At 68.3% G+C, this 23,698-nt stretch carries 20 protein-coding genes; 13 read left to right on the top strand and 7 right to left on the bottom strand.

Annotation, left to right across the window (positions count from 1 at the left end; all coding sequences use genetic code 11):
* The first annotated feature begins 9 nt into the window (after positions 1–9).
* Positions 10–3,132 carry a DUF6519 domain-containing protein gene (locus HLG70_RS26695; RefSeq protein ID WP_171664975.1) on the top strand — a complete coding sequence of 1,041 codons (3,123 nt, stop codon included), beginning with the start codon at positions 10–12 and terminating at the stop codon, positions 3,130–3,132.
* Between the two features lie 24 nt (positions 3,133–3,156).
* Here HLG70_RS26695 and HLG70_RS26690 read toward each other — a convergent pair whose 3' ends face one another.
* From HLG70_RS26690 to HLG70_RS26680, 3 genes are read right to left on the bottom strand one after another with little or no spacing between them, the layout of a single operon-like run.
* Positions 3,157–4,053: a LysR family transcriptional regulator gene (locus HLG70_RS26690; RefSeq protein ID WP_171664974.1), complete on the bottom strand. Its 897-nt coding sequence runs from the start codon at positions 4,051–4,053 to the stop codon at positions 3,157–3,159.
* A gap of 26 nt (positions 4,054–4,079) precedes the next feature.
* The gene (locus HLG70_RS26685) at positions 4,080–5,627 is read right to left on the bottom strand and encodes a UxaA family hydrolase (RefSeq protein ID WP_171664973.1); all 1,548 of its coding nucleotides are present in this window, start codon (positions 5,625–5,627) and stop codon (positions 4,080–4,082) included.
* 41 nt (positions 5,628–5,668) lie between these two features.
* Positions 5,669–6,670, bottom strand: coding sequence for a Bug family tripartite tricarboxylate transporter substrate binding protein (locus HLG70_RS26680; RefSeq protein ID WP_171664972.1), 1,002 nt, complete (start codon positions 6,668–6,670; stop codon positions 5,669–5,671).
* Positions 6,671–6,898: 228 nt separating this feature from the next.
* On the opposite strand from HLG70_RS26680, the gene HLG70_RS26675 reads away from it, so the two are divergent.
* Together HLG70_RS26675 and HLG70_RS26670 are read left to right on the top strand one after the other, a co-directional pair.
* Positions 6,899–8,119, top strand: coding sequence for an MFS transporter (locus HLG70_RS26675; protein WP_171664971.1), 1,221 nt, complete (start codon positions 6,899–6,901; stop codon positions 8,117–8,119).
* Positions 8,120–8,375: 256 nt separating this feature from the next.
* A complete protein-coding gene (locus HLG70_RS26670) occupies positions 8,376–10,454 on the top strand; it encodes a PIG-L family deacetylase (RefSeq protein ID WP_171664970.1) in 2,079 nt (692 codons plus the stop codon).
* Between the two features lie 17 nt (positions 10,455–10,471).
* On the opposite strand, the gene HLG70_RS26665 is transcribed toward HLG70_RS26670, so the two are convergent.
* The 4 genes from HLG70_RS26665 to HLG70_RS26650 form a co-directional block, all read right to left on the bottom strand.
* Positions 10,472–11,470 carry a Bug family tripartite tricarboxylate transporter substrate binding protein gene (locus HLG70_RS26665; protein ID WP_171664969.1) on the bottom strand — a complete coding sequence of 333 codons (999 nt, stop codon included), beginning with the start codon at positions 11,468–11,470 and terminating at the stop codon, positions 10,472–10,474.
* Positions 11,471–11,584: 114 nt separating this feature from the next.
* Entirely contained in the window at positions 11,585–12,496 is a 912-nt protein-coding gene (locus tag HLG70_RS26660) for a LysR family transcriptional regulator (RefSeq protein WP_171664968.1), read from the bottom strand.
* Between the two features lie 39 nt (positions 12,497–12,535).
* Complete coding sequence (locus HLG70_RS26655; protein ID WP_171664967.1) at positions 12,536–13,672, bottom strand: CaiB/BaiF CoA transferase family protein; 1,137 nt, start codon at positions 13,670–13,672, stop codon at positions 12,536–12,538.
* Positions 13,672–14,466, bottom strand: a complete 795-nt coding sequence (locus HLG70_RS26650) for an enoyl-CoA hydratase (protein ID WP_171664966.1) — start codon at positions 14,464–14,466, stop codon at positions 13,672–13,674. The genes HLG70_RS26655 and HLG70_RS26650 overlap by 1 nt, the downstream gene beginning before the upstream one ends.
* A 151-nt stretch (positions 14,467–14,617) precedes the next feature.
* Here HLG70_RS26650 and HLG70_RS26645 point away from each other — a divergent pair, with 151 nt between their 5' ends.
* The 10 genes from HLG70_RS26645 to HLG70_RS26600 all read left to right on the top strand — a co-directional run bounded on the left by HLG70_RS26645 (position 14,618) and on the right by HLG70_RS26600 (position 23,484).
* Positions 14,618–15,550 carry a LysR family transcriptional regulator gene (locus tag HLG70_RS26645; RefSeq protein WP_171664965.1) on the top strand — a complete coding sequence of 311 codons (933 nt, stop codon included), beginning with the start codon at positions 14,618–14,620 and terminating at the stop codon, positions 15,548–15,550.
* A gap of 168 nt (positions 15,551–15,718) precedes the next feature.
* On the top strand, positions 15,719–16,681 hold the full coding sequence (locus HLG70_RS26640) for a Bug family tripartite tricarboxylate transporter substrate binding protein (RefSeq protein WP_171664964.1): 963 nt from the start codon (positions 15,719–15,721) through the stop codon (positions 16,679–16,681).
* Positions 16,674–17,048: a Zn-ribbon domain-containing OB-fold protein gene (locus HLG70_RS26635; protein ID WP_171664963.1), complete on the top strand. Its 375-nt coding sequence runs from the start codon at positions 16,674–16,676 to the stop codon at positions 17,046–17,048. The genes HLG70_RS26640 and HLG70_RS26635 overlap by 8 nt, the downstream gene beginning before the upstream one ends.
* On the top strand, positions 17,045–18,211 hold the full coding sequence (locus HLG70_RS26630; RefSeq protein ID WP_171664962.1) for an acetyl-CoA acetyltransferase: 1,167 nt from the start codon (positions 17,045–17,047) through the stop codon (positions 18,209–18,211). Before HLG70_RS26635 ends, HLG70_RS26630 begins: the two co-directional genes overlap by 4 nt.
* A 14-nt stretch (positions 18,212–18,225) precedes the next feature.
* Positions 18,226–19,131 (top strand): SDR family NAD(P)-dependent oxidoreductase, encoded by a 906-nt coding sequence (locus HLG70_RS26625; protein WP_171664961.1) that lies wholly within the window; start codon positions 18,226–18,228, stop codon positions 19,129–19,131.
* A gap of 7 nt (positions 19,132–19,138) precedes the next feature.
* Entirely contained in the window at positions 19,139–20,014 is an 876-nt protein-coding gene (locus HLG70_RS26620; protein ID WP_171664960.1) for a MaoC/PaaZ C-terminal domain-containing protein, read from the top strand.
* Positions 20,014–20,682, top strand: coding sequence for a 3-oxoacid CoA-transferase subunit A (locus tag HLG70_RS26615; protein WP_171664959.1), 669 nt, complete (start codon positions 20,014–20,016; stop codon positions 20,680–20,682). Before HLG70_RS26620 ends, HLG70_RS26615 begins: the two co-directional genes overlap by 1 nt.
* Positions 20,679–21,347 (top strand): CoA-transferase, encoded by a 669-nt coding sequence (locus tag HLG70_RS26610; RefSeq protein WP_171664958.1) that lies wholly within the window; start codon positions 20,679–20,681, stop codon positions 21,345–21,347. The genes HLG70_RS26615 and HLG70_RS26610 overlap by 4 nt, the downstream gene beginning before the upstream one ends.
* A gap of 12 nt (positions 21,348–21,359) precedes the next feature.
* Positions 21,360–22,535: an acyl-CoA dehydrogenase family protein gene (locus HLG70_RS26605; RefSeq protein ID WP_171664957.1), complete on the top strand. Its 1,176-nt coding sequence runs from the start codon at positions 21,360–21,362 to the stop codon at positions 22,533–22,535.
* Complete coding sequence (locus HLG70_RS26600) at positions 22,528–23,484, top strand: acyl-CoA dehydrogenase family protein (protein ID WP_171664956.1); 957 nt, start codon at positions 22,528–22,530, stop codon at positions 23,482–23,484. Before HLG70_RS26605 ends, HLG70_RS26600 begins: the two co-directional genes overlap by 8 nt.
* The last annotated feature ends 214 nt before the right edge of the window (positions 23,485–23,698 follow it).

The following is a 23,698-nucleotide window of genomic DNA, read 5'->3' as shown; positions in this document are numbered from 1 at the left end:
AACAACACCATGAAAGCCGATCTCAGTCGCCTCACCTTCGATCCCGCCCGGCGCTACCGGACCGTCCGCATGCAGCAAGGCCGCGTGCAGATGGACACGGACTGGAACGAGCAGCAGGACATCCTGAACCGCCGCATCGAAACCGAAACGGCGGACACCGTCGGAGCCGTGGGCGCGCCGCTGGCCGCCGCCGGTTTCGCCCTGAGCCCGGCGGGCAAGGACCTGGCCGTCTCGGCCGGACGCCTGTACGTCGACGGCCTGCTCTGCGAAAACCCCGAGGCCGCCACCGTCGCGCGGCAGCCCGACCTGCCCGCGACCGCGTCACCCGTCCTGCCCGCGGGCGCATCGGTGCTGCCCCTGCCACCGCCCGGCGTCGCGCCCGGCGACATCGATGGCGTGGTCGTGTTCGGTTCCGGCGGACTGCCCGCGCCGCCGCCCGAAGGCGTGTACCTGGCCTACCTGGAAGCTTGGCAACGCCACCTATGCGCGCTGGATCTCGCGCCTGACGACTACAGCATGCGCGAAGTCGCGCTGGGCGGCCCCGACACCGCGACCCGCGAAAAGACGGTCTGGCAGGTCAAGCTGATGCAGGTGGGCGCGCCCGATGCCGCCCTCACCTGCCTGTCCACCCTGCCCGCCTGGGATACGTTGACGGGGCTGCCCGACGCGCGGATGTCGGCGCGCGCCGAAGCCAGCGTGCCGCCCAAGACCCCCTGCCAGCTGCCGCCCGACGCGGGCTACCGGCAGCTCGAAAACCACCTCTACCGCATCGAAATCCACCAGGACGGCGCGGGCGCGGGAAAGGCCCGCTACAAATGGTCGCGCGAGAACGGCAGCATTCTGAGCCGGGTGGTGCGCTGGCTGGGCGACCCCGTGGCCAACGAGTTCGAAGTCGCCAGCATCGGCCGCGACGACGTCCTGGCCATCACCGCCGGCTGCTGGGTCGAGTTCCTGGACGACACGCACGAACTGCTGGGTCAGCCCGGTCCGCTGGCCCAGGTGGTCCGCACCGACGGCAACACGGTCACGATCGATCCCGCCAGCCTCATCGGGCATCCGCTGGATGCGGCGCGCTTTCCCGCCAATCCGCGGGTGCGGCGCTGGGACGGCGTGGCGGAGATCACCCCCGCCCCCATCGCCACCGCGAACGCCGGCTGGGTCGAGCTGGAGCAGGACGGCATCGAGATCAAGTTCTCGCCAGGCCGCCTGCGGGTGGGCGACTACTGGCTGATTCCCGCGCGCACCGCGACGGCCTCGATCGAATGGCCCCAGGCGCCGGACGGCAAGCCTGCCTTCAGCGCCCCCGCCGGCATCCTGCGGGCCTACGCGCGCCTGGCCCTGCTGCGCTGGCAGGCCGGCGCCTGGACCTTGGTGAGCGACTGCCGGCCGCTGTTTCCCGCGCTGACCGAACTGACGCAGCTCTACTACGTGGGCGGGGATGGCCAAAGCGTCAAACCCAACCCGGCCATGACGCCCGATGTGGTGCCCCTGCCGTCCGAACTGCGCGCGGGCGTCGCCAACGGCAGCCACCCGGTGGCCAATGCCACGCTGCGCTTCACCGTGGACGGCGGGCGCCTGCCCAACGGCACGGCGACGCAGGACGTCCAGACCGGCGCCGACGGCGTGGCCTCGATCGCGTGGTCGATTGCCTGCGACCCCACCCGTCCCGTGCAGCACGCGACGGCCCAGCTGCTGATTGCCGGCCAGGCGTCGGCGGACCGCTACCTGCCCTTGCGCTACACCGCCCAGCTCGCCCTGGCATCCGAGGTCGGCTACGACCCCAGCGGCTGCGCCGACCTGCTGGCCGTACAGGCATACACCGTGCAGCAGGCGCTGGACGCCTTGTGCCGGCGCACGCATGGCGGCGGCTGCTGCGTCACCGTCGGCCCGGCCGGCGACTTCCCCACGCTGGACAAGGCCCTGCACACGCTGATCGGCCAGGACCGGCTCGATATCTGCCTGTGCCTGATGCCCGGCGAGCACAAGCTGGGCGACGACCTTGCGGCCAAGGGGCCGCGCGTGCGCCTGATGGTGCATGGATGCGGACCGGCCAGCCGCCTGCTGCTGGACGAGCGCAGCTTCAGCCTGAACAGTTTTGCCTCGGTGTCCATCGCCGACCTGGCGATCGTGCGTCGCGGCCAGCCTCAGTCCCTGGTCTTTGCGCAATGCGCCGAGCTGCGGCTCGCGCGCGTCGACTGCGTGGGGCCAGCCGGCCCGGGCGCCAGCCTGGTGCGCATCGACGGCAGCCGGCGGGTGCAGATCGAAGGCTGCCGGCTGTTTGCCGCCGGGCGCGGCAACGCCGAACGGCGTGATCTCCTGTTCAACCGCGCGCCCACGCTGGCCGTCCTGAAGGCAGCGCTGGCGCCGGAGTCCATGCTGGACGACGATGACGATCGCGCGGCGCTTGCGCTGGCGCGCCAGCCGATCGACGCGCGCAAGGCCATGACGACCGAAATCACCGAGCTGCTGCGCGCGGGCACGGCCGGCAATGTGCTAATGGGCGCGCGCATTCAGGAGGGGCTGAGATTCCTGGCCACCCAGCTGATCCGCGAAACGCCGTCGCAAAGCCGGCTGCGCGCCGCGATCGGGACGCTTGCGGCCGCCTTGCTGGCCGATCCGCTGTCCTGCGCGCTGGCGCTGCTGGACAACGATGCCGACACGACCTTGCGCGACAACCGGCTGCGCGGCGGCATTTCGATGTTCTCGGAGTCCGGCGACTTTCCCGAGCTCACGACGGACCAGCTCAAGCTCCTGGGCGCCGGCATCCGCACCGGCAAGCTGATCCCCGCGGGCGAAGGCGCGCTGACGCTGCAGTGCAATCAGTTCTCAAGCTTGCGCCTGGGCGCCGAGTCGTTGCGCGCCATGCTGACCGTGATGCAGACCGGCGGCGACTTCGCGGCCTGGCGCAGCTTGCGCGCGGGCGACAATACGCTGAACGCGTACAGCCATTTCCCGGCGTTCGACGCGGCCCTGACCGGCAACAGCCTGCTGACCAACGGCGACGCCGGCGCGCTCATCGCCGTGCAGGCCAAGATCATCGGCAACTTCGCGCACAACGACTTCCGCTTGTTTGTCTCGGGCGTCAATCCGGAGAGCATGGCCAATGGCGGATTGAATGTGGTCACGGTATGAACGGCCGACGCGCGGCCCGCAGGCTCAGGTTGTCGCCTGGCTCTTCCGGGATCGCCCCAGAACATGCTCGGCCTCCTGCACGAAGGCTTCGGCCAGCCCGGCATGCGGCGTCTGCGTCGCCCACAGGATGCCCATGCGGCGCACGGGCGCGACACCGGGCAAGGCAACGCGCGACAGGCCCAGGCTGTCGAGCCAATCCGGCGCCCAGTCCGGCACCAGCGACACCCCCAGGCCTTCCCGGACCATGCTGGCGATGGCCATCAGGCCGTCTATCTCCAGCCGTTCGCGCGGCCGGATCGCGTGCTGGCGCAAATAGCGGTCGGCCAGCCGGCCGCCCCAGACGCTGCGGTCGTAGCGGATGAAAGGCTCGTCCGCCATCAGCGCGTGCGCGTCACGGTCGCGCAGCGCCGCGGGCGCCAATACCACCAGCGGCTCGGCTGCGCCCAGCCTCCAGGCATAGCCCTTGGGCAGGCTGAACTGCGGCTGCACGATGAAGGCCGCATCCAGTTCGCCGTCGATGACCTTGCGGTACAGGTGGCTGGACGTTCCGGGTTCGACGAATACCGCAAGCTTCGGATGCCGCCGGTACAGGCCGGCCAGCACCGGCGGCATCAGCCCGGTGAGCGCCGAGGTCGATACGCCCAGGCGGAACTCGCCAAGCGGCGTGTCGTCGCCGGCCGTGGCCCGCAGGTCACGCATTTCGCGCAGCACCAGCCGCGCGCGCTCCAGCACCTTCAGGCCGGCCTCGGTGGCTCGCACATTCCGGCCGGCCCGCTTGACCAGGACCACGCCCAGGTCCTGCTCCAGGGCCCGCACGCGCGCGGCGATCGAGGCTGGCGTCAGGTCGAGGCGGCGCGCGGCCTCGGCCAACGACCCGTACTCGATCACCGCCACCAGACTCTGCAGGTACCGCGTATCCATTGTTCCCCCCGGGCCGATGCCGGCCGCTAACTGACCACCCCGATGTTCCAGGGCACGAACTCATGATCGCCCAATCCCAGCAGCTCGCTCTTGCTGCGCTCGCCGGAGGCTACGCGCAGAACCTGCGCGAAGATCTGCTGCGCCATTTCGGGCAGGCTGGCGCTGCCATCCAGGATAACGCCACAGTTCAGGTCCATGTCCTCGGTCAGGCGCTCGTACATGGCGGTATTGGTGGCCAGCTTGATCGAAGGCACGGGCTTGGCGCCGAACATCGAGCCGCGGCCCGTGGTGAAGCAGATGACATTGGCGCCGCCCGCGATCTGTCCCGTTGCCGAGACGGGATCGAAGCCCGGCGTGTCCATGAACACCATGCCGGCCTGGCGCACCGGCTCGGCATAGCGGTACACCTCCATCAGGCCGGAGGTGCCGCCCTTCATGGACGAGCCCAGCGACTTTTCGAAGATGTTGGCCAGGCCGCCCATCTGGTTTCCGGGGCTGACCTTGCCATTGATCTGCACGTCGCGCCCTGGCGAGTACGTTTCCTTCCACCAGCGTATGCGTTCAACCAGCTTTTCGCCCACTTCCCGATTGCGCGCCCGCGCCGTGAAGGTGTGCTCGACACCATAGATCTCGGGCGTTTCGGACAGGATTGCCGTGCCGCCGTGGCGGACCAGGATATCCATCGCGGCCCCCAGGGCGGGATTGGCGGTGATGGATGAGAATCCGTCGGAACCGCCGCACTGCAAGCCCACGACCAGGTGCCGCGCCGACACCGGCTGGCGCCGTACCTCGTTCGCCTGCGGCAGCATGGCGCGTACCGCCGCCACGCCGGCCTCGATGGTGCGCCGCGTGCCGCCCGTCTCCTGCATGATGAAGGTCTTGAGCCGGTCGCCTGCCTGCAGCGCCTGGTCTTGCAGCAAGGCGTCGAGCTGGTTGCGCTCGCAGCCCAGGCCGACGATCAGCACCGCCGCGAAGTTCGGGTGACAGGCATAGCCGCCCATGGTCCGCCGCAGCAGGTCCATGGGCTCGCCCGACATCTCCATGCCACAACCCATGCCGTGGCTCAGGGCGACCACGCCGTCCACGTTGGGATACTGCGCCATGATCTCCGGCGTGAAAGCCTCGGCGATGCGATGCACCACCGTGGCGGAGCAATTCACCGTCGACAGCACGCCCACATAGTTGCGCGTGGCCACCTGCCCGTTATCGCGCACGATGCCCAGGAACCGCGCCTGCTCGGCCTCGGGCAGCAGCGCCGTAGGCACGTAGTCGCGCCCGAACGCGTAATCGCGATCGAACTCGCGGAAGTCGGTGTTGTGCGCATGCACGTAAGTGCCGGCGGGGATGTCCACCGCGGCAAAGCCGACACAGACGTTGTATTTCAGGATGGGCTCGCCTGCGCGCAGATTGCGCGCGGCGATCTTGTGGCCCGCCGGCACCTGGCTGCGCGTGACCAGCGATTCGCCGGGCACGGCCACGCCGATGCCCACCGGCACGCGCGCCACCACGATGTTGTCCGCCGGATGCAGGCGGATCACAGGGCCTTCGGCCCGCTTTCCAGAGAAATCGAACATGCTTACCTCATGTAGCGTAACGAGGGGGGATGGCGACGCCGTTATTCCGGGCGGATGCCGATATCGCCGATCAGCGCCGACCAGCGCGGCACTTCGTCGCGGACAAAGGCGGAGAACTCCGCGGGTTTGCTGCCCAGCACGGTGAAGCCCTGGTCGGTCAGCCGGGTCCGCGTATCGGCGTCGTCCAGCGCCGAGCGGATCGAGCCGTACAGCCGGTCCATCACCGGCGCCGGCGTGCGCGCCGGCGCAAACACGCCATACCAGGTCAAGACCTCGAACCCCGCGAAGCCCGATTCGGCCATCGTCGGCACGGCCGGCGACTTGTCGTCGCGCTGCAGGCCGGTCACCGCCAGCGCGCGCAGCTTGCCGGACTCCAGGTAGGGCTTGGCCACCGGCAGGTTGGCGAACATGTACGGCACATGGCCGGCCAGCACGTCCGACAGCGCCGCCGATTCGCCCTTGTAGGGCACATGCGTCACCTTCACACCGATCCGGTGCGCATACAGTTCCCCTGCAATGTGCTGGGGGCCGCCCTGCCCGGAAGAGGCGTAGGTCAGCCCGCCGTCGCCGGCCTTGCGGATCTGCTCGTCCAGTTCGGCCACCGTGCGCCCCGGCACCAAGGCCGGGTTGACGACAAGCACCAGCGGCATCGACACCATCTGCGACACCGGCGCGAAGTCCTTGACCGGGTCGAACGGCAGTTTGGGAAACAGCGACGGCGCCACCACCATGGTGGATTGCGAACCCAGGAACAGCGAGTAGCCGTCGGGGCCGGACCGCGCCACATTGTCGGCCGCGATAGTCCCGGTGGCGCCCGGACGGTTTTCCACCACCACCGTCTGGCCCAGCTGAGCTCCGATCTTGCCAGCCACCAGGCGCGCCACGATGTCGGCTCCGCCGCCGGGCGCAAATCCCACCACCAGGCGCAACGGACGCTCGGGGAAGGGGTTGTCGGCGGCGCCGGCCACGCCGGTTCCCAGCAGGGTCAACGTACAGGCGCCAAGCCAGCGCCGGGCGGCTCGCAATCGAGGCATATCGTTCATGTTTGTCTCCAGTCTTGTCAGCGTCGGGCTGCGGCCCGCGGCGTCGGCATGGACGCAGCCTTATTCTCAAGACCGGCAAACATTGGAACAAGCATCTTGCAATTGCTTCAGACAACAATATTTTTTGTGTTTACCGCAGCCCGGGCACAGACACGTAAATGACAGCTTGGGGTGCTTACAATGCCGCTGTTGCATCGCAACATTCCGCTGTTTCCTCTTTGTAGCCACATGTCGCCCTCCTCCCCCACGCAGCACCGGCCCGCGCTGGTGCTGCTCGCGCTTGCCGTCGGCAGCTTCGCCATCGGAACCACCGAGTTCGCCACGATGAGCCTGCTGCCCTACTTTTCCCAGTCGCTCGGCATTGACGCGCCCACCGCGGGCCACGTGATCAGCGCCTACGCGCTGGGCGTCGTGGTCGGCGCCCCCATCCTTGCCGTGCTTGGCGCGAAAATGCCGCGCCGCAGGCTGCTGATCGCCCTGATGGGGCTGTTCGCCATCGGCAACGGCCTGAGCGCGATCGCGCCCAACTATCACTGGATGCTGTTCTTCCGCTTCTTGAGCGGCCTGCCGCATGGCGCGTATTTCGGCATCGCGTCGCTGGTGGCCAGCTCGCTCGTGCCCGCCAACCGCCGCACCGTGGCCGTGGGCCGCGTGTTCCTGGGCCTGACCGTCGCCACCATCGTGGGCGTGCCGCTGGCAAACTGGCTGGGCCAGGTGATCGGCTGGCGCTGGAGTTTCGGCCTGGTGTCGCTGCTTGCCGCGCTAACCATGATCAGCGTGTCCATCTACGCGCCCGACACCCCGGCCGACCCGAAAGCCAGCCCGCTGCGCGAGCTGAGCGCACTGGGCCGCAGCCAGGTCTGGATCACGCTGGCGATCGGCGCGGTCGGCTTCGGCGGCCTGTTCTCGATCTACACCTATCTGGCCGACACGCTGACCGCCGTCACGCAGGTGTCGCCCGCCACCGTGCCGCTGGTGCTCAGCGCCTTCGGCGTGGGTCTCACGGTGGGCAACATGGTGGTGCCGGTCTTTGCCGACCGCGCGGTGATGCGCACCGCCGGCCTGTTGCTGCTGTGGTCCGCCGTGGTGCTGGCGCTGTTCCCGCTGATGGCGCACAACATCTGGCTGATCACGCTGAATGTGTTCCTGGTGGGCGTGGGTGGCGCGCTGGGCACCGTGCTGCAGACGCGGCTGATGGACGTATCCGGCGATGCCCAAGGCCTGGCCGCGGCGCTGAACCACTCCGCCTTCAACACCGCCAACGCGCTCGGCCCCTTCCTGGGCGGCCTGGCCATCGCCGCGGGCTTTGGCTGGACCTCGACGGGCTGGGTGGGCAGCCTGCTCGCCATCGGCAGCATGCCCTTGTGGCTGTGGGCCGTGATGCTGGAGCGCCGCGGCCGTGCCGCGCGCGCGGGCAAGCTGGTCGCAAGCGCCGGGTCGGCGCGCTGACCGCAATTCCGGGACGCTGGCCGGCCGGTCGGCGTCCCTTTTTTCCCGCCGAGACGGCACGCTGCCGTCCCCAATTATCTTCTTCCGGGCGGCGTTTAGCGTCCCCGTTTATAGCCAGACCGGGCCGTCGGCTGTGCGCCACACCGGCCCTCCTCCATATGGCTTGGTTTTGCCGGCCGTCAGCCGTCCGCCGCTATACTTTCCGCACTCAAACCTCCAGACGCGCTGCACCTTTTTGTCATGCAGCGCTTTTTTTATGCTCGTTTTGATGGCTTTGCTGCGCCCCATAGGCCAGGCGCTTTGCTGTGCTGCCGCGCTGGTCTGCGCCCAGGCTTTCGCCGCCCCTCCCACGCTGGCGCAATGCCACGGCATCAAGGATCTTGCCTTCGTCGCCCACCTGGATGACGACCTGCTGTTCATGAACCCGGACATCGCTTCCAACATCGAAGCGGGCGGCTGCGTGCGGGTGGTCTACCTGACCGCCAGCGATGCCGGCGAAGGCGACGGCTATATGCTGGGCCGCGAGCGCGGCGCGCGAGCCGCCTATGCCTACATGGCGCACAAGCCCGATCTCTGGAAAGCGGATGCCGGAGCCGTCGGCGGGCGCCACATCGCGCGCTTTACCTTGCAGGACAATCCGCGCGTTCAGCTGTGGCACATGCGCCTGAAGGACCCCTGGCTGGGCAAGGGCTGGGGCAGCCTGACGCCGCTGAGCCGCACCGAATCCGAACCGGGCCAAAACGTCGAGACGCTCGGCCCCTATCCCGAGACCTACACGCGCGAACAACTGATCGACGCGCTGGCAGAACTGATCCGCCAGTATGGCCCGACCACGGTGCGCCATCTGGATGACACGATCAGCGTGCCGTACACGCAGCTGTGCTGGCGCTGCGCCGGCCACGGACATCCCGATCACATCGCCAGCGCGCGGCTGGTGCGCGAAGCCATGCTGCGCGCGCCCGGCAATTACGCCGAGACGGGCTATATCGACTATCCCAGCCAGGAGCGCGCCAGCAACCTGACCGATACGGAAATCGCCAGCAAATCGATAATCTTCCAGCACTACGCCTGGAACGACTACCACTATTGCTCGGGGCCCACGGGCTGCAGGGAACCGGCCGGGCCGGCCGCCGCCTGGGTGCAGCGCGCCTATTACGTATCGCGCCAGGATATGGCGCCGCAGCTGTACCCGGATGGGCGCGGCGGCCTGGTCGTGTTCGCCGCGGGCGAAACCAATGCCGCCGTCAATCGCTGGGATTCCGGCGAGCGCCGCTGGCAGAGCCTGGGCGGGCGCACCAGCGGCCCGGTCGTCTCATTCACCCACGCCGACGGCACCGCCGGCCTGATGGCGCGCGACCCGCTGGGCGGCGTGTGGACGAACAAGCAGCGTCACGAAGGCACCTGGCAAGGCTGGCAGGCGCTGGGCGGCATACGCGTGACCCAGATCCCGGCCGTGGCGCCGCGCGGCGAAGCCGCCGCCGTGGCGCTGGGCTATGACGGCCTGCTCCATTGGATCGCGCCGTCCGGCATCGACGGCAGCTGGAGCACCTGGCAGGACCTGCCCTTGCTGGAGGGCGTCATCGGCGCCCCAGCCGCGGCGCGCGGCGCCGACGGGCGCTACGTCATCTTCGCCGTCGCCGCGAGGGGCGAGCTTTTCTATACCCGCCAACTGCCGCCCAGCCGCGGCCAGCGCCCCGAATGGCAAGGCTGGCGCCGCGTGACGGCGCCCGCGGCAGCCGGCGGGCTGGCGGCGATACGCAACCACGAGAACCGGGTCGAACTCTATTTTCGGCAGCGCGGCAACAACCACCTGACCCGGCTGGTGGAAGCCGGCGACACCACCGACCTCGAAATGGACTGGAGCGCCCCGACCGACATGGGCGTGCCCTACATCGGCCGCCCGGCCATCAACGCCGATGCGCACGGCAATGTCGTCCTCGCGATACTGGAACGCGCGGGCGGCCAGCTGTGGCTCGTCGAAAAGGGCAAGCCGGCCAGACTGGACGCCCAGGCCGCTTCGCCACCCGCTATCAGCCTTATCGGCAGCACGCTCTATATCGTTGCGCGCACCGCAGGCGGGCCGCAGCGCTATCAGGTGCTTTCGCGCCACGATGGCAACTGGGCCGGCAGCCTGACGCTGGACGGCGTGCCGTCCAGCGGTGGCGGCCCCTTCGCCACCGTGGCGGCTCGCCCGGCGGACCTGCCCAACCTGGGCGCCAACAGCACCAACCACGCCGTGGTCGTGCGTCCTTCTCCCAGCGAGCCCGGCACGCTGAACGTGGAGCGCATGCCGACCCAGGCCTCGCGCGCGGCCACGCCAACCAGCGTGCAATAGCGTTGCGCCCGTCGGGCTTATTGCGGCTCGATCTTCGCGTCGACCGCACGCTGGGTCCAGATCTGGCGTTGCGTCTGCGCGAAGGCCTGGTGCTCGGCCACCGTATTGGGCGACACCTGCATGCCTAGCGATTCGAAGCGCTGGAGGACGTCGGGTTCGCGCAGGATGGCCGAGACTTCCTGATTCAGCTTTTGCACGATGGCGTCGGGCGTCTTGGCGGGCGCCGCGACGCCGACCCACACGACCAGGTCGAAGTTCTTGTAGCCCAGCTCGGACAGCGTGGGGACGCTCGGGAATTCCTTGGCCCGCTCATGCCCCGTGAAGGCCAGCCCACGCAGCTTTCCGCCCTGCATGAAAGAGGTGACGACGGACAGGTCGGCGAACAGATAGTCCACGTGGCCGCCCAGCAGATCCGTCACGGCGGGAGGCTGGCTCTTGTAGGGCACGCCATTGGCCGCGGCGCCGGCCACGGTATTGAACGTGGCGCCGGCGATCTGGCTGGTGGGCGAGCCGTAGGCGTAGTTCAACGGTTTTGCCTGCGTGGCCTTGACCAGTTCCTGCAGGGTCTTGTAGGGCGCGTCCTCTCGCACCACCAGCATCATGGGGATGGTGGCGATCCGGACGACATGGATGAAATCGCCCGTGGGATCGAACGGCAGTTTGCGGAACAGCGCCGGCGTGGCCGAGTGCGTCGAGCTGCTGGTGAGAATCAGCGTATAGCCATCGGGCTGGGCGCGCGCCGTGAACGACGATCCTATGGTGCCGGACGCGCCCGGCTTGTTCTCGATCACGACGGGCACATTCAGGCGCGGCCCGAGCTTTTCGGCAATGATGCGCGCGCTAGTGTCGGTGGCGCTGCCCGGAGAGAACGGCACGACGATGGTGATGGGCTTGTCGGGGTAGGTCTGCTGCGCCTGGGCGGCGCCCGCGGGCAGCGCGCCGGCCAGCGCGCTCAAGACGGTGAAGCTGCCGGCGGCCAGCAGGTGGCGGCGCTGCGCGCGGAACGGTCGGGTCATGCTTGTCTCCTGTAGGGGCCGCGGGTCGGCCCTCTTCAACTCATGCCGTATGATGCTCGCGCCCCGCTTATCCCAACAAGGGACTAATTTTCATAGACTTATTCCAATCAGGGATTAATTCTCCGCTGATTGCCTCAGGCGCAGATAGTCCTCGGTATCCTGCAAGAAGGCCGAGGCCGCCAGCGACAGCCGCGCGTTGCGGCGCTGGATGAGCCAGAGCTCGTGTCCATGCTTGCGGGCGCCATCGATGGCCAGTATGCGCAGGCCAAGCTGCCGCGCCAGGTCGCAGGCATAGCCGGGCACCACCGTGATGCCAAGCCCGGCGCCAACCAGCTTCAGGGCCGAGATCAACATGCCCGCCTCGATGCGGTAGCGGAACTCCAGGTTCTGATCGGCCGCCACCCGGTCCAGGCTGCGCCGCACGCTGTAGACATTGCGCAGCATGATGTGGTCGTGGGCCGCCACGTCGGCCCACGACACGGAACGCTTGCGGGTCAGCGCGTGGCGCGGGGCGCACACGGCGTACAGGGTGTCGCGGTAGATGACCCGCGTGGCCAGTTCTTCCGAAGGCGTTTCCACCGATACGATGCCGAAGTCGGCGCGCCCGTTGCGCACATGTTCGATGGTGTCGTCGGTGGTGAGTTCGAAGAGGTCCAGCTTCACGCTGGGATGGGCGCGGTGGTAGTCCGCCACCACCTGGCCCAGCAGGCCGGCCATCATGAGGGGAGACGTGGCCACGCCCACCGTGCCGCGCTCCAGGGTGCGCAGGCCCGACATGCTGCGCTCGGCGGCGCGCACGGTGCCCAGGATCTCTTGCGCATAGGCGTAGAAATCCGCGGCCCCGTCGCATGGCGTGACGCTGCGCGTGGAGCGCTCGAACAGCGGCTGGCCAACCTCGGCCTCCAGTTCGGCGCACAGCTTGCTGACGGCCGACTGCGTCACGAAGGCCGCGCGGGCGGCCGCCGTGAAACTGCGCAGTTCGTAGAGCGCGCAGAAAACGCGCAATTGCTTGAGAGTGATGTTCATGGTCGAAGTCGCCGCCTGGCGCCGCCGGCCATGCCGGCCTCAGCGCGCAGGCTCGAGCATATCGCGATCGGCGTCCTGGCGCGGCGCCTGGCGCCCGATTTCCCCCGGCGTGCGCGAAAAGCGCACCGGAATCCCGCAAGCCATCAACGGCCCTTCGGTCGGATGCTCCACGCGCTGGAAAAAGCCGGTTGCCTGCAGGTGGGGATCGTCGAACAAGGCTTCAGGCGTGTTGACGCGCGAATGCGGAATGTCCGCGTCGGCCAGCAGCGCCAGCCATTGCTCGGTGCCCTGCAGCGCGACGATGTCGGCGAGGTCCTGGTAGAGCTCGTCGAAATGGCGCGCGCGCGCAGCGGCGTCGGCATAGCGGGCGTCCGCCGCCAGATCGGGACGGCGGGCCAGGGCGAAGAATCGCCCCCACTGCGCATCCGTGTAGGGCAGCAGGGCCAGGTAGCCGTCAAGCGTGCGGTAGGGACGCCGCTGCGGCGACAGCACCCGGCTGTAGCCCATGGGCCCCAGCGGCGGGACAAAGCTGTGGCCGCTCAGGTGTTCGACCAGGGTGAAGGAGACCAGCGTTTCGAACATGGGGACCTCGATCGCCTGCCCCTGTCCCGAACGCTCGCGCTCGTACAGCGCCATCGGGATGGCGTACGCCAGCGTCAGGCCCGCCACCTTGTCGGCAAGTATGGTGTTCACATAGGCGGGCGCCCCGCTGTTGCGGCCCTGCAGGTCCGCCAGCCCGCTCATGGCCTGGATGATGTCGTCGAACGCCGGGCGCGCGGCATACGGGCCATCCTGGCCGAAACCCACCGCGGAACAATGGATGAGGCGGGCATTGCGCGCGCGCAGCGCGGCCGCGTCCAGCCCCAGCCGCGCCAGGGCCGCCGGGCGCACATTGGAGACGAAGACATCGGCGCCGTCGATCAGGCGCAGCAGGCTTTCGCGGTCGGCCGGCGTCTTGGCATCCAGCGTCACGCTGTACTTGTTGCGATTGAGGTTGAGATAGGCGGGCCCCATGCCCGCATGCGCGGCCGGGGCCGACGTGCGGAACACGTCGCCCTCGGGCGCCTCGATCTTGATGACCTCCGCGCCCATGTCAGCCAGTATCTGGGTGGCATAGGGCCCCATCGCCACCGAGGTCATGTCGATGACGCGCACGCCCTGGAGCGGACCCGCCATTATTTGGCCCCCCGGTGCTGCTTGCGCGCGAGGAAAGGCGCCATGAACCGGCGCGGCTCGTCGGTCGTGAAGGCTGCGCCAAAGGCGTCCACGCTGCGGTCCAGTCCGGCCTCGACGGTGGCTTCGCTCCAGTAGCGCAGCAGCGCCTTCTGCGAGCGCACCGCAAGCGGCCCGCTGGCCGCGATCGGCGCCACGGTGCGCTCGACCAGCGCGTCCAGTTCGCCCGCCTCGCAGACGAATTCCAGGAAGCCCCATTGTCTGGCTTGCGCGGCGTCCACGGTCTCGCCGGTCAGCAGCAGCCAGTTGGTGGGACCCGGGCCGATCAGCGCCGGCAGCAGCACGGCGTGGATCACGGACGGGATGCCGACACGCACCTCGGGCATGCCGAAGACGCCATCCGCCGATCCCAGCCGGATATCGCAAGCCGCCGCCAGTTCCATGCCCGCGCCCAGGCAGAAGCCGGGGATGCGCGCGATCGTGGGAACCGGAATCGCCGCCACGGCGTCGCAGAGATCGCGCAGCCGCGTGATGAAGGCGCGCGCGCCCTGGGGATCGAGCTCGGCCATTTCATAGATATTGGCGCCGCCCACGAAGGCCCTGTCGCCCGAGCCGCGTATGACCACCGCGCGGGCGTCATCCTGGGCCGCGATCCAGCGCGCCGCGTCGATCAGGCTGAGGGTGACCGCCGAAGCCAGGATGTTCAGGCTCTTGGCGTCGTGGATCTGCAGGGTGTAGACGCCGCGCTCGTCGCGCGTCACGTGGGCATGGGCAAAAGAGGGAATGGGCGCAGTCATGGAAGCTCCAGCTAGGGTTATGACACCGATCCTAAAGGCGTGGTTTGATCACAACAAACGAGTAATTTTCATGAAATAAGTCTTGAATGGAATAAATGGCGAAACCCCTCACAGCTTGGGTACGATAGCCGCCTCTTGCGGGAGTAGCACCATGGGCATCACGCTGCGCCAGCTCCGCGCTTTCTGCGCCGTCTACGAGCTGAAGAACTTCACCCGCGCCGCCGAGGCGCTGAACCTGACGCAATCCACCGTCAGCAAACTGTGCTCGGAACTGGAGAAGGCCATCGGGCTTTCGCTGTTCGAACGCTCCGCCCGGGGCGTCGAGCTGCTGGAGGGCACGACGGAGCTGTATGCCTATGCCCAGGAAGCCTTCGGCTCGCTGCGCGCGGCCGAACGCAGCCTGAGCAGCCTGACGAGCCTGGAACGCGGTGAAGTTTCCATCGCCGCTTCGCCCATCATGATGCACACGCTGATCGCGCCGGTGGTGACGCGTTTCCACGCCTGCCATCCCAATATCGTCTTCGACCTGCATGAGCTCACTGGCGACGAGGCCATCGAACATGTGCTCCACGGCAAGGCCGACCTGGGCCTGGTCGCGGTGGAAAGCCAGGACCCCAGGCTGGATTGCCGCGTCGCATACCGCGGTCCGATGTACGCCGTGGTGCCGGCCAACCACCCGCTGGCCGCGGACGGGCAGACATGCTGGCGCGATCTTGCCCGCTACCCTCACGTGTTGCTGCGCGGCACCTATGCCGTGCGCCGCAAGATGGACCAGATCCTGCTTGATCAGGGCCTGGCGGTGCGCAGCGTGGCGCAGACCGGCAGCCTGACCACCGCCTTTTCCATGATCCGCGGCGGCATGGGCATCACCGTCATGCCCGGCTATGTGCGCAACGTCTGCGAAGAGATGGGCCTGAAGGCCCTGTGCATCGCCGACCGGCCCCAGGCCTTGCATGAACTGTCCATCCTGCGCCGCGCCGACTACCGGCTGTCGCGCGCCGCGGCCGCCTTTCTTGCCGCCTTCGAGGCGCATCTGAGCGAGCAGGGCCAGCCCGCTCCCGCCGACGATTCATCTCTTTTATGACTGCCTTCATGACAATTAATCAATTGTTTGAATGATGCGCGACTTCCATCATTAGTGCGTCGAGGCCCGCCCCGAAAGGCAGCCGCAGCAAGCCACGCGCTACCCGCAGGTCCCTCGACGCATAAACCAAGCAGGGCTCACAAGCCCGCAGCACGAGGAGACCCAGACATGAAAATGAAATCCGGCCTGAAGCAGCTGCTGACGCTGCTCGCGGCGCTTCCCGCCATCGCCGCCGCCGACAGCTACCCCTCCCGGCCAGTCACCCTGGTCGTGGCTTATGCCCCCGGCGGCATGACCGACATCCTGACCCGGCGCATCGCGGCCGACCTGCAGACCCGCCTGGGCCAGCCCTTCGTGGTCGAGAACCGGCCCGGAGCCACCGGCCAGATCGCCACCGAATACGTGACGCGGCAAAAGCCGGACGGCTACACCGTGCTGGTGGGCGCCACCAGCCATGTGATCAATCCCGTCCTGAAGAAGCTGCCCTATAACGCCCGCAAGGACTTCGAGCCCGTGGCGCTGCTGGCCGTGAGCCCGAACTTCCTGCTGGTCAACGCCGGCCTGGGCATCAAGAACTACGCGGACTTCAAGGCCTATGCACAGAAGCAGCCCTCCGTGCCCTACGGCACGGCCGGCGCCGGCGGCGCGCCCCACATCGTCGGCGAACTGCTGCGGGCGCAAAGCGGCCTGCCGCTGATGCATGTTTCCTATCGTGGCGCGGGTCCGGCCATGACGGACCTGGTGTCGGGTCAGGTTCCCTTCGGCATGGCCGAATCGGTGACCGCCAACGCCTATCTGCAGTCCGGCAAGATCGTGCCGCTGGCCATCGCGTCGGCCCAGCGCCAATCCCGCTATCCCGACGTACCCACGCTCAACGAACTGGGCTACAAGGGCTTCGACCTGAGCACCTGGGTCGGGGCCTACGCCCCCGCCGGCACGCCCGTCGACATCATCCAGACGCTGAACAGCGAAATCCGCAAATCGGTAATGCAGCAGGCCACGCAGGAGTACATCCGCTCGACCGGCTCCGAACCCGGCGACATGGACCTGCCCACCTACCGGAAGTTCGTCGGCGACGAGATGGACAAATGGCAGGCCGTCATCACGCAGGCCGGGGTCAAGGATGAGTGAAGTCCGCATCGGCTCCGTCTCGCCGGAAGCCTATTTCGCCGAGGCGTTGCGCGCGGGACGGCTGGAAGTCCAAGTGTGCCGCAGCTGCGGGCTCTCGTTCTTCTTTCCGCGCACGCACTGCACGCATTGCCGTTCGCCGGAATACGCCTGGCGTCCCATGCGGGCGGGCGCCACGCTCTATTCCTTTTCTGAAATACCGGCCACGCCCCAGGCGCCCGCCCGCAACGTCATCCTGGCCGACATGGACGAGGGTTTTCGCATGATGTCCACGCTGATCGACGACGACGAACTGCGCATCGGAATGCGGCTGACGGCAAGGCCCGATCCGCAACGCGCGCGGGTGGTGTTCGAGCGGGAGGCGCCATGACGGACTGGAACAAGAACCTGCGCGGCGCCATCGCCATCACCGGCTGCGCCACGGCCGGCATCGGCGATGCCGGCGGCCTGAACGACCTGGAAATCACCTCGCTGGCGGTGCACGCGGCGGTGCAGGACGCCGGGCTGCGCATGGAAGACATCGACGGCCTGATGAGCGCAAGCCTGTCCTCGTCGATGTGGCTGAACAAGCTGGCCGAGTACCTGGGCCTGTTCCCGCGCTTCATGGACAGTACCCAGATCGGCGGCGCCTCCTTTGTCGGCCATCTGCTGATCGCCGCTGCAGCCATCCACGCCGGCCTGTGCCGCAACGTCGTGATCGCCTACGGCGCCACGCCGCGCGGCGGCAACGGCGTCTCGGCGACGTCCGGCGCCCGCGCGCGCCTGGACCCCTTTCCGTACGAAGAGCCGTTCCAGCCCTTCAATCCGCCCACCAGCTATGCACTGGCGACCCGCCGGCACATGCATGAGTACGGCACCACCCGCGAGCAGCTGGCCGAAGTGGCGGTGGCCGCGCGCGCCTGGGCGCAACTGAACCCGGAAGCCTATAAGCGCGAGCCGCTGACCATCGACGATGTGCTGGCCGCGCGCATGATTTCCTCGCCCCTGACCGCGCGCGACTGCTGCCTGGTGACCGACGGCGCGGGCGCCATCGTGGTGACCGCCGCCGCGCGCGCCGAAGTGGCCCGGCCCATCTACGTGCAGGGAACCGCCATGGCGCATTCGCATCGCCAGATCGCCTGCATGGCCGACCTGACGCGCACCGTGGCCGGACAAAGCGCCGGCCTCGCGCGCGAGCGCGCCGGCGTGGCGCTGGCCGATATCGACCTGGTGCAGCTCTACGACGCCTTCACCATCAACCCCATCCTGTTCCTGGAGGACATGGGGTTCTGCGGCAAGGGCGAAGGCGGCGCCTTCGTGTCGGGCGGACGCATCGCCCCCGGCGGCGAACTGCCCGTGAACACCAACGGCGGCGGGCTGTCCTGCGTGCACCCCGGCATGTACAGCATGTTCGGCCTGGTGGAAGCGGTGCGCCAGCTGCGCGGCGAATGCGGACAGCGGCAGGTGCGCAACGCGCGCACGGCGCTAGTGCATGGCAACGGCGGGGTGCTGAGCGCCCAGGCCACGACCGTGCTGACCAATTGGATCGACTAAGAGAGAGACCCGACATGCTGGAAGGAAAAGTGGTGGTAGTGACCGGCGCGGCCAACGGCATCGGCCGCGCCGCGGCCCTGGCCCTGGCGGCGCAAGGCGCCCGCGTGGTCGTCAATGACCTGAATGTTTCGCTGGATGGAACCAGCGCATCGCAGAACACGGCCACCCATGTGGTCGAGGAAATCCGCGCCGCCGGCGGCCAGGCCATCGCCAATGGCGATTCGGTGGCCGAGTACGCCAGCGCGCAGCGCATCATGGAAGCCGCCATCGACACCTATGGCCGGGTGGATGCCGTCGTCAACAACGCAGGCATCGTCCGCGACAAGATGTTCCACCGCCTCACGCCCGAGGATTTCGACGCCGTGGTGAAGGTGCATCTGTATGGCTGCTTCAACCTCAGCCACGCGGCCGCCCAGCATTTCCGCGCGCAAGGCGGCGGCAGCCTGGTCAACATGACGTCCAACTCTGCGGTCATCGGCAACCGGGGCCAGGCCAATTACTGCGCCGCCAAGCTGGGCATCGTGGGGCTGTCCAAGGCCATGGCGCTGGACATGGCCGCGTTCAACGTGCGGTCCAACTGCATCGCCCCGCTGGCCTGGAGCCGCATGACCGAGACCATTCCCGCCAAGACCGAGGAACAGGCCCGCCACGTCGAGAAGATCCGCCGCATGGGGCCGGAGACCATCGCGCCCCTGATCTGCTATCTGGCGTCCGACGCGTCGGCCGAGGTGTCGGGACAGGTCTTCGCCATCCGCCTGAACGAGATCTTCCTCATGAGCCAGTCCCGTCCGGTACGCTCGGTGCACCGTTCGGACGGCTGGACCACCGAGAGCATCGCCGAGCACGGCATGGCCGCGCTGCGCGCCTCCTTCATGCCGCTGGACACCTCCGCCCAGGTGTTCGCCTGGGACCCCGTCTGAGGCCGTCATGGCACTGGACTATCACCGCTTGAAGTCCCACGTCTTCGACCTGGCGCACCAGGCCTATGGCGAGGACGACTGCATCCTCTATGCCCTGGGCGTGGGCGCGGGCCTGGCCGAGGACGATGTCCTGGGGGAGGAAACGCAGTTTATCTACGAGCACGGCCTGCGCGCCCTGCCCGCGATGGCCGCCGTGCTGGCCTATCCGGGCTTCTGGATGCGGGATCCGCGCCACGGCCTGGCCTGGGGCCAGGTCGTGCATGGCGAGCAGCGCATGCGTTTTGCCGCGCCGCTGCCCGCCCGCGGCGAGGTCGCCTGCCGGATGGAAGTCAGCCACATCGCCGACAAGGGCCCCGGCGCCTTCGTCGTGACGCGGCGCACGCTCGGCGACGCGGCCACCGGACGCGAACTGGCCGTCATCGAACAGCTGAACATCTGCCGCGGCGACGCCGGCTACTCGGGCGGCGATGCCGCCCTGAGCGACGCCCTGCCCGCGCCCATCCCGGCCCCGCCCGCCGCGCCGCCGGATTGCTCCATCGTTGTGCCGACCAGCCGCAACCAGGCCGCGCTGTATCGCCTGAACGCCGACCGCAATCCCTTGCACGTGGATCCGGCCAGCGCGCGGCAGGCCGGCTACCCGCGCCCCATCCTGCACGGGGCCGCGCTGCTGGGCATGGTCAACCGCGCCATCGAGCCCAGCCTGCGGCAGCTTCCAGGACTGCGCCTGGGCGCGCTGGACCTGCGCTTCCTGAAACCGGTCTACCCCGGCCTGCCCGTCACGGTCTCGCTGTGGCGGCAGCCGCAGGGGCTGGCCCTGGCCTGCCATCAGGCCGACACGCTGTGCGCTCAGGGCCGCGCTGCCTGGGCGACGGAGGACGAATGATGAACGACAAGACATGCGCCGACGCGCAGGACGCCCTGCGCGACGTGGAATCCGGCGCTGCCATCTTTGTGGGCGGCTTTGGCGGCTCGGGCATTCCCGCGCGCCTGCTGGCCGGATTGCTGGCCAAGCCCGGGGTGGGCGACCTGACCCTGATCAACAACAACGCCGGCGCGGGCGAGGCGAGCTTCCTCGCCCTGGTGGCCTCCGGCCGCGTCAGCCGGATCGTCTGTTCCTACCCCCGCATGCCGGGCAATGATGTGATCCGCGAACGGGTGCAGGCGGGCGGCCTGGTCGTGGAGGTCATGCCCCAGGGCACCATGGTCGAGCGCATCCGCGCCGGCGGCGCCGGCATGGGGCCTTTCTATTCGCCCACGGGCTATGGCACCCCCCTGGCCGAAGGCAAGGAAACACGCGTCTTCGGCGGCCGGGGCTATGTGCTGGAAGAACCGCTGCGCGCGGACTTCGCTTTCGTGCGCGCCCATCGGGCGGACCGGCTGGGCAATCTGGTCTACCGGCGCGCCCAGCGCAACTTCGGACCGGTGATGTGCATGGCGGCCAGGACCACCATCGTCGAGGTCGACGAGATCCTGCCCCGCGGCGCGCTCGACCCGGACATCATCGTCACGCCCAGCCTGTTCGTGCACCGGCTCTTGGGAGGCCCGCAATGAAGAAACTGTCACGCACCCAGCTGGCCGCCCTGGTGGCCGGCGACCTGCCGGCCGGCTCGGTGGTCAACCTGGGCATCGGCATGCCAACCCTGGTCACCGATCGCCTGGACCCCGCGCGCGGCGTTCAGCTGCACAGCGAGAACGGCATCCTGGGCATGCGCCTGCTGCAGGACCATGAAACCGCCGACGGCGACCTCATCAATGCCAGCAAGCAATCCATCGCGCTCACCGAAGGCGCGGCGATCTTCGACCACGTCTATTCCTTTTCCATCATGCGCGGCGGCCACATCGACATCACCGTGCTGGGCGCCTTCGAGGTGTCCTGCCACGGAGACCTGGCGAACTGGTCCCTGGGCGCGGACGACCCCATGCCCTCGGTGGGCGGCGCCATGGACCTGGCCGTGGGCGCGCGCAACGTCTGGGTCATGATGGAAGCACTGACCCGCGACGGCAGCCCGCGCCTGCGCAGTCGCTGCACCCTGCCCCTGACTGGCGCCGGCATGGTCGGACGCATCTATGCCGACATCGGTATTTTCGACGTGCGCGACGCGGCATTCGTGCCGGTGGCCCTGGTGGACGGGCTGCCGCCCTCGGAGCTGGGCCGCTGGATCGACGCGCCCGTGCGCCTCGAAGGCGAACCGCGCATCCTGCAAGCCACCTCCTGATTCCCCGAAGCCATGATACGCACCGAACACTTTCTCGAAGACGCCGAAGCCTGGCTGCGAACCCGGCTGGCGCAACTGCGCGCCCGGTATCCGGAAACCGCCTCCCATACGCCGGAATGCCGCCAGGCCTGGAACCGCATGCTCTGCGAGGCCGACCTCATCGCCCTCACCTGGCCGCGCGAGTATGGCGGCCGCGAGCTGCCCACCGCCACCCTCATCGCCTTTCATGAACTCTGCGCGCGCCTGCACGCGCCGCAGCCCATCAACAGCATCGCGCATGCGATTCTGGCGCCCACCCTGCTGCGCTTTGGCACGCCGGCCCAGAAGGCCCTGTTCCTGCCCGGCATCCGCGACGGCAGCGAAATCTGGTGCCAGGGGTATTCCGAACCTCGGACCGGCTCCGATCTTTCGTCCGTGCGGACCCGCGCCATTCCCGAAGACAGCGGCTGGCGCATCAGCGGCCACAAGATCTGGACCACGCAGGCGCATCTGGCCAAGTGGTGCTTCGCGCTGGTGCGGACCGAGCCCGGCAGCCAGGCCCATCGCGGCCTGAGCTTCATGCTCATCGACATGCAGGCCGAAGGCGTCCGCGTCGAACCCATCCGCCAGATGACGGGTGAAGCCGACTACAACGAAGTGCTGTTCGAAGCCGTCGCGGTGCCCGACGGACGCATCCTGGGAGAGCCCGGCGAAGGCTGGCGCGTCGCGATGGCGGCGGCCGAATACGAACGCGGCATCTACTTCATGCCCCGCGTGGTGCAGCTGGAAGCCGAACTGGCACAACTGACGGAGGCGCTGGCGCAGGCCCCGCTGGCGCAGGTCGAACGCGCCGTGCAGGCCCGGCGCGTAAGCGAACTGGCGGACCTGTGCCAGGTCATCCGCTGGCGCGTGGACCGCGTCCTGCGCCAGGTCGCCGAAGGCAACACGCCGGGCATCGACGGCGCCATGCTCAAGCTGCTCTGGAGCGAAACGCGCCAGCGGATCTGGGAACACCGCGTGGAGCTCCTGGGCGAGGCCGCCATCCTGGGCCCGCAGGCCGACGCCCCCCATGCCGAAGCCGCGAGCGTGCTGCGCGAATTCCTGTGGTCGCGCGCCGAGACCATCGTGGCCGGCACCTCGGAAATCCAACGCAATATCGTGGGCGAGCGCGTGCTCGGCCTGCCCAAGGACAGGGGACAACATGCATAGCGAAATCAGGACACTGCTGTCCTCGACCTTTGGCCGGCTGCTGGATGAACAGCATCCCGTCGCCTACGCGCGCCGCGCCCTGCCGGCGCACGACGACGCCCAGCTCGGTCTCTGGAGGGAACTGGCGGACGGCGGCTGGCTGGAGGCGGGACTGGAGACCTTCCAGGCCGAGTACGGCCCCGGCACGCAGTTCATGGGAGAGTGGGCCGGACGCTCGCTGCTCACGCTGCCCTATGGCAGCTCGACCTTCCTGGCCCGCGTGCTGCTGGAACAGGCGCCCGCCTTGGACGCGGTGATGCTGGACCTGGCCGCGCATCCGGCAAGCATCCGCTGCGACCGTAGCGGCGACGAACCGGGCTGGATAGACGCCTACGGCCCGACGGCCCAGTATCTGCGCCTTTCACGGCGCGACAGCGGCTGGCTCCTGGCGCGTCACGACGCCGCAATGCTCGAGCCCGTGCAGGGCCTGGATCCCACCGTGTCCCTGGCCCGCCTGCGCGGTCCGGCCATTGCCCAGGCCGAGCTTGCCGACGAGCAGGTCTTGCCGGCGTTGCAGAACCATCTGGCCTTTCAATTGGCCCAGCTGACCGGCACGGCAAGCGCCACCCTGGACCTGGCGATCGGTTACGCCAAGGAACGCGAGCAATTCGGCCGGCCTATCGGGCAATTCCAGGCGATCAAGCACCCCCTCACGGACGCCTGGATAGACCTGGACAACAGCCGCTACGCCGTCGAGGCGCTGCTGCAGTCCCGCGCCAAGGTCGATCCCGCGCTGGCCGCGCTGGCCACGCGCATCGCCACCGGCGCGGCGCGCCGTGCGGTCAAGCTGTCGATCCAGGTACACGGCGGCATCGGATTCTCCTGGGAGCATGACGCCCAGCTCTATCTGAAACGCGCCTACCGGTCCGCCACCGAGGTGGAACGGCTGGCTGCGCTGATGCAGGGGTGATGTCAGCCCCTGCGCCACCGACCCATCCGTAAGCTCAATTCAAACAAAAATAGTGCCGCATGTCCGCCCAAAATCGGGCGGCATTGTGTCGCCCGCATGCGTCACTTATTGCATTTCCTGTTACTCAAAATATTGTTTGTGACCTAATGAAAGTCACTATTTCTGTGTTTCAAACGCAAGCGTAATCTTCGGCGAATTCAGGGTGCACTTCTGT

The organism is Achromobacter deleyi (assembly GCF_013116765.2).
GTDB lineage: Bacteria > Pseudomonadota > Gammaproteobacteria > Burkholderiales > Burkholderiaceae_B > Achromobacter > Achromobacter deleyi_A.
Note: the sequence above shows the minus strand (reverse complement) of the source record. Positions and strands in the feature narration are given on the sequence as shown.